Annotated in this window: 5 protein-coding genes; all 5 read right to left on the minus strand. The window is 58.2% G+C overall.

Translation table 11 applies throughout. The annotated features are described in order from the left end of the window. Positions 1-3 precede the first annotated feature (3 nt). Positions 4-804, minus strand: coding sequence for an acryloyl-CoA reductase electron transfer subunit gamma (acrB, locus tag KQI17_RS12060; RefSeq protein WP_022018760.1), 801 nt, complete (start codon positions 802-804; stop codon positions 4-6). Positions 805-825: 21 nt separating this feature from the next. Then, the gene (locus KQI17_RS12065) at positions 826-1,971 is read right to left on the minus strand and encodes an acyl-CoA dehydrogenase (protein WP_022018759.1); all 1,146 of its coding nucleotides are present in this window, start codon (positions 1,969-1,971) and stop codon (positions 826-828) included. A 277-nt stretch (positions 1,972-2,248) separates the two neighbouring features. Further along, a complete protein-coding gene (gene rny, locus KQI17_RS12070; protein ID WP_216496461.1) occupies positions 2,249-3,799 on the minus strand; it encodes a ribonuclease Y in 1,551 nt (516 codons plus the stop codon). Positions 3,800-4,240: 441 nt separating this feature from the next. Further along, on the minus strand, positions 4,241-4,984 hold the full coding sequence (locus tag KQI17_RS12075; RefSeq protein WP_216496462.1) for an N-acetylmuramoyl-L-alanine amidase: 744 nt from the start codon (positions 4,982-4,984) through the stop codon (positions 4,241-4,243). A 160-nt stretch (positions 4,985-5,144) separates the two neighbouring features. Continuing rightward, a partial coding sequence (locus tag KQI17_RS12080; RefSeq protein WP_216496463.1) for a DUF4368 domain-containing protein occupies positions 5,145-6,422 on the minus strand: 1,278 nt, incomplete at its 5' end.

Consider the following 6,422-nt stretch of genomic DNA (forward strand, 5'->3'; position numbering starts at 1 on the left):
CCCTTAAATGATGTGTTTCTCAGACAGGATACCGGCGAGCTTCTCGCAGGTCTTCATGTCGTTGCCCTCGAGCATCTGGCCGGCGCCCTTCTGCGGGGGAGTGAAGGAGGTCAGGATGTTGGTGGGGCTGCCCTTGAGGCCGATGGTGGTGGCGTCGATCAGGGGATGATCCTTCAGGGCGTTGTAGTCCAGAACGGTCACGGGCTTGGAGTAGCACTCAAACACACCGGAAACGCTCATGTAGCGCGGGGTGTTCAGTTCCTTGATGCAGGTGATGAGGCAGGGGGTGTTGACCTTGATGGTCATGTAGCCGTCCTCGAGCATACGCTTGATGGTCAGCGTGTCGCCGTCCTTCTGGATGTCGGCGGCGTAGGTGACCTGCGGCAGATGGAGCTTTTCCGCCATCTGGGGGCCGACCTGCGCGGTATCGCCGTCGATGGCCTGACGGCCGCAGAAGACGATGTCGTCCTTGTCGAGGCCGATGGTATCCACGGCGGCGGCGAGGATCTGGGAGGTGGCGTAAGTATCGGAGCCGCCGAACTCACGGGCGGAAACGAGATAGCCTTCGTCCGCGCCCATGGCGATCAGCTCGCGCAGCATGCCTTCTGCCGGCGGGGGACCCATGGTGACGACGAGGACCTTGCAGCCGGTGGCGTCCTTGATCTTGAGGGCGGCCTCGACGGCGTTCATATCATCGGGGTTGATGATGGTCTGCATGGAAGCGCGGTTCAGGGTACCATCGGGATTGACGGCGACCTTACCGGAGGTATCGGGGACCTGCTTAACGGAAACGATGATCTTCATTGTTTTGTTACCTCCTCTTTCTTAGTTCACGCCGAGATACTTGGCGACGACCATACGCTGGACCTCGGAAGTACCCTCATAGATCTCGGTGATCTTCGCGTCACGCATCATGCGCTCAACGGGATACTCACGGGTGTAGCCGTAACCGCCGAAGAGCTGGACCGCGCGGCGGGTGACGTCGGAAGCGGTCTCCGCGGCGAAGAGCTTGGCCATGGCAGCGTCCATGGAGTAATCCTCATGGTTCTGCTTCTTGCAGGCAGCGGCGTAAACGAGGTACTGAGCAGCCTGGGTGCGGGTGTGCATATCGGCCAGCTGGAACTGGGTGTTCTGGAACTGGCTCAGGCGACGGCCGAACTGGACGCGCTCCTTGGTGTACTTGACCGCCTCGTTGATGGCGCCCTCGGCAAGGCCCAGAGCCTGGGAAGCAATGCCGATACGGCCGCCGTCGAGGGTCTTCATAGCGATCTTGAAGCCCTCGCCTTCCTTACCGAGCAGGTTCTCCTTGGGAACAACGCAATCCTCGAAAACGAGGTCGCAGGTGGAGCTGCCGCGGATACCCATCTTCTTCTCGTGCTTGCCGGTGGAGAAGCCGGGGAAGGTGCTCTCGACGATGAAGGCGGAAATGCCGTGGTTGCCCTTGCTCTTGTCGGTCATGGCGAAGACGACGAAGGTGGAGGCAACGTTGCCGTTGGTGATGAAGCACTTGCTGCCGTTGAGGACGTAGTCGCCGTTCTCATTCTTGACAGCGATGGTCTGCTGGCCGGAAGCGTCCGTGCCGGCGCCGGGCTCGGTCAGACCGAACGCGCCGATCTTGCGGCCGGAGAGAAGGTCGGGCAGATACTTCATCTTCTGCTCCTCAGTGCCGTTCTCGAAGATCGGGGCGCAGCACAGGGAGGTATGAGCGGAGACGACGACCGCGGTGGTGCCGCAGACCTTCGCCAGCTCCTCAACGCACATGGCATAGCTCAGAACGTCGCCGCCCGCGCCGCCATACTGCTTGGGGAAGTAAATGCCCATCATGCCGAGCTTGGCCATCTTTTCGACGGTCTCCATGGGGAAGCGCTCTTCCTCATCGAGTTCTTCGGCTAAAGGCTTGACTTCGGTTTCTGCAAATTCGCGATACATTTTGCGAACCAGCAGATGCTCTTTGGACAGATGGAAATCCATAGTCTTTTTGCTCCTTCACTATAAATTATTTGGATTGTCTAATTTTTCACAAATCAGTCCCGTTCTTCTGTATTATAAGCTCTCGACGCTCAATACGCAAGAAAAAGTCTCAAATCATTTCTCGATTTGAGACTTTCACCAAATATGCGGAAAAATTTTTGTCTCTTCTGCCCTTTTTATGAAGGAATCCTTTCATAATCGGAATTCTCTGCATTTTTCATTTTCATAGCAGACGAAAAAAGCACCGCCGAAGCGGCGCTTCGGCGGTGCTTTTTTCTCATTTGGCGTATTCGATGACCTTCGTCTCACGCAGCACATGGACCTTGATCTGACCGGGATACTCAAGCTCGCTCTCGATGCGCTTGGCCAGCTCGCGGGCGAGGATGACCATATCGTCCTCGCTCACCTGCTCGGGCTTGACCATCACGCGGACCTCGCGGCCCGCCTGAATGGCGTAGGAGGTCTCGACGCCGGGGTAGGAGCCGGTGATCTCCTCGAGCTTTTCGAGGCGCTTGATGTAGTTCTCGATGTTCTCGCGGCGGGCGCCGGGACGGGCAGCGGAGATGGCGTCGGCGGCCTGCACGAGGCAGGCGACGACGGTCTGCGGCTCGACGTCGTTGTGGTGCGCCTGCACCGCGTGGATGACGTCCTCGCGCTCATGGTACTTGCGCAGGAACTCCACGCCGAGCGCGACGTGGGTGCCTTCGAGCTCGTGGTCGACGGCCTTGCCGATATCGTGCAGCAGGCCGGCGCGCTTCGCCGTGGCGACGTCCGCGCCGAGCTCGGCTGCCATCATGCCGGCAAGATGCGCGACCTCGATGGAGTGCTGGAGCACGTTCTGACCGTAGCTCGTACGGTAATGCAGGCGGCCGAGCAGCTTCACCAGCTCGGGGTGCAGGCCGCGCACGCCGGTCTCGAGCACCGCGCGCTCACCCTCGGACTTGATGACGGCGTCCACCTCGCGGCGGGCCTTGGCGACCATCTCCTCGATGTGGGTGGGATGGATGCGGCCGTCGGCGATCAGCTTTTCGAGCGCCAGACGCGCGACCTCGCGGCGCACCGGCTCGAAGCAGGAGACGGTGATGGCCTCGGGCGTATCGTCGATGATGAGATCGACGCCCGTGAGCGTTTCAATGGTGCGGATGTTGCGGCCCTCGCGGCCGATGATGCGTCCCTTCATCTCGTCATTGGGCAGGGGAACCACACTGACGGTGATCTCGGCGACGTGATCGGCGGCGCAGCGCTGGATGGCGGACGCTACGATCTCGCGGGCATACTGGTCCGCTTCGTCCTTGGCGCGGGCCTCGATCTCCTTGATCTTGAGGGCGGTCTCGTGGGTGACCTCGGACTCGACCTGCTCGATCAGGTATTTCTTGGCCTCGTCAGCCGTAAAGCCGGAAATGCGCTCGAGCATCTCGGTCTGGCTGCGCTTGATGATTTTGATCTCTTCGTTCTCCTTGTCCAGAGCGGCGTGCTTCTGGGCAAGGGCCTCTTCCTTCTTTTCGATCGCGTCGGTCTTGCGGTCGATGTTTTCTTCCTTTTGCTGTAAGCGGCGTTCCTGCTTCTGCAGGTCGGCACGACGTTCCTTTTCTTCCTTCTCGTATTCCTTGCGGGAGCGGAGGATCTCCTCCTTCGCCTCCAGCGTGGCCTCGCGTTTTTTGCTCTCGGCGCTCTTGATGGCATCGTTGATGATGCGCAGCGCCTCCTCTTCGGCGTTGGCGATCTTTTCCTTATCGTCCTTCGCCTTCTTGTTGCGGTACAGAATACAAGCAAGAATACCAATGAAAAGTCCCGCCGCCAAGCCGATGACAAGGCTGGGTATATTCATTTGATTCCTCCTGTGTCCACTTTTGCTTCCATCGGAGCGGCCGGTCCGACCGTGTCCCGATGGTATATCAAAACGGGTTTTTGAATCAACAAACGGGAGAGCCCCTTCTCTCCCCTCCATAAATCCACCGAATATTGTAACCTTTTTGTAAACAAGTGTCAAGCAAAAACTATTTGTCGAAAAAGCGCGTGGGGTCAGCCGCGCGACGCACGGCTTTTGTCAAAGGGGTGATTCTCTTCCGAAGAGAACCACCCCTTTGGAACCCCAAGAGAACGCAAGGGGCAAGCCCCTTGACCCCCGGACCTCAAATCTCGACCGGATCTTCGGGAGCAGTGTGCTTGTTTTTCCGAAAACGATCCGGTCTGCTTCTATTTCCGCTCGGCCGCTCCTGCGGCGTGTTTCCGCACTGCCCAATTAAAAAGCGGCATTCCCGGCTGCCCGTCAGCTCTCGATATACGCTTCGGCGGCGTAGCCGAGGTTCCCATTGTACTCTACCGTGTTCCAGCCCTGCCAGGCGCCGTAGACCGTGACCGGCACGCCGTTCGGCATGAGCGCGATGGTCTGCCCCGCGGCGCTCGGGTAGGCGCGCAGGCGCAGCGGCGAGCCGCTCGTGGAGACAGTCCCCTGCACGACCGGCTGCGGCTCGATGAACGGCAGGCCGAAATACTCCGTCAGCGAGCGCGCCAGCTCGCGCGCGATGGCGTCCATATTGTTCTCGACCCACGCGGCGTCGGCATAGTTGTCGTGGTAGCCCAGCTCGAGCAGGTTGGCCGGATACTTCGGCTGACGCACCTCGCCGAGCGCGGTGGTGGGCACGGTGCGCACGAGGTCGGGCAGCGGATAAACGCGTTTGAGGTTCGCGGCGAACAGCTCCGCCGCGCGCTTGCCCTCCGCGCTCGTCGGATAGTAAAACACCAGCACGCCGCGCACGCTGCCGGAGTTTTCCGGCGCGGCGGCGTTGGAGTGGAGCGCGAGATAGAAGTCAAAGCCGCCGAGGCGGTTCGCCTGCGCGATGGAGGACGCGGCGCTCATGTCGGGCGTGTTGCGCACAAAGCGGATGCCGTTGGCATAAAGATACGGCTCCAGCGCGTCGGCGAGCCGGTTCATATTGTACTCCTCGCTGCCGCTTCCGGTGATGTAGGGATTGGACTCCTGCGTGGAGGGGCTGAGATAGATCTTCGGCATAACGACGCCTCCCTTTCCCTGCATTCTATGCGCCGCCGCGCCGTTTCATGTGCCGACTTCCCGACCTCGAGGGGCGATCGGGCAAAAATAAAGAGACGCCGAAGTGGTCTACTGATAAAGAACATTTCTTCTTCGGTTGGAACAGCATGGTATGAAAATATCATGCTGTTCCTTTTTTGCTATATTCCGGTGAGAAATCTATTTTACCGATGAATGTATAGTACACGTCAATGCGTTGGACACGATGCCCGCTGGATTTATCCGGCGCATAGACCACCACTCTTTCTACAAGCTCGCGCAGCATAGCGGCCGTCAGCTTCTCCGGCTGTGTGTATTTGCGTACCGCCTTTAAGAAATGCTGCACGTTCATCATTTTGTCGTCCGCGTCTTGTAGTTGAGCAGCCAGCACAGGAACATTTTCCCGCAAAGTCGCCTGCTCCTGTTCGTAGGCTTCGGATAGCTTCTTGAAACGCTCATCCGTCAGCTTTCCACTGATGTTGTCCTCATAGAGCCGTTGGATGATTGTATCCAATTCGTTCATGCGCCGCGTGTTCTTTTCTAAAAGACGTCTGGTCTGCATTTGCTCTGCCGCTTGCGCTGCGGTCTGGTTTCGCATGACAAGCCGCGCAAACTCATTCTCGTCCTCTTGGACATAGGCAATGACGCGCTGGAGGTTTTGAAGCACAAGCTGTTCCAATACCACGGCGCGGATGTAATGCCCGAAGCACCCCTTATGAGACTTTTGGGTAGAGCAATTATAGCATTCCTGCTCATAGGTCCACGAGCCGGTCCTGCAATGGTATAGCTTTGCGCCACAGTCGGCGCAGTAGGTGAGGCCTGAGAACATCCCCATCTCGCCCATCTTGGTCGGCCGACGGCGCTGGGAGCGTATCTTTTGCACGGCGTTCCACAGCTCAACATCAATGATGGCTTCGTGTGTGTTCTCAAATGTCACCCATTTTTCCGGAGGGTTCTCCACTTTTTTCTTACTCTTATAGGAAACCCTGCTGAACTTAAAATTACTTGTGCGGCCTAAATAACTATCCTGCTCCAAAATGCCCGCAACGGTATCAGAAGTCCATCGGCAGGGATCGTCTGGACGATACCATCTTGTTCGTCCGGTGCGCTGAAATTCGAGTGTCCCCGGCGTAGGTATCACTTGTTCCTTGAGCATACGGGCGATTTTACCGGGGCCGTTTCCCTCGGCACAGAGTTGAAAGATCAACCTGACATTCGGCGCGGTTTCCTCGTCCACATACAGGTTTCCATCCTCATTGCGGAGATAGCCGTAGGGAGTTTGCGTGGAAATGCGCTGACCAGACATACCCTTGTTGCGGAATACAGCGCGAATCTTCTTGCTCGTGTCCTTGGCATACCATTCGTTGATGATATTCCGGAAAGGAGTGAAATCGTTGTCCTCGCGCTCGCTGTCCACGCC

The sequence above is a fragment of the Oscillibacter sp. MSJ-31 genome (genome assembly GCF_018918025.1).
In the GTDB taxonomy this organism is placed as follows: domain Bacteria; phylum Bacillota; class Clostridia; order Oscillospirales; family Oscillospiraceae; genus Hominicoprocola.

Excerpts from the sequence above, each read along its gene's own strand:
- acrB (WP_022018760.1), bottom strand. The coding sequence starts at position 804 with ATGAAGATCATCGTTTCCGTTAAGCAGGTCCCCGATACCTCCGGTAAG.
- KQI17_RS12065 (WP_022018759.1), bottom strand. The coding sequence starts at position 1,971 with ATGGATTTCCATCTGTCCAAAGAGCATCTGCTGGTTCGCAAAATGTAT.
- rny (WP_216496461.1), bottom strand. The coding sequence starts at position 3,799 with ATGAATATACCCAGCCTTGTCATCGGCTTGGCGGCGGGACTTTTCATT.
- KQI17_RS12075 (WP_216496462.1), bottom strand. The coding sequence starts at position 4,984 with ATGCCGAAGATCTATCTCAGCCCCTCCACGCAGGAGTCCAATCCCTAC.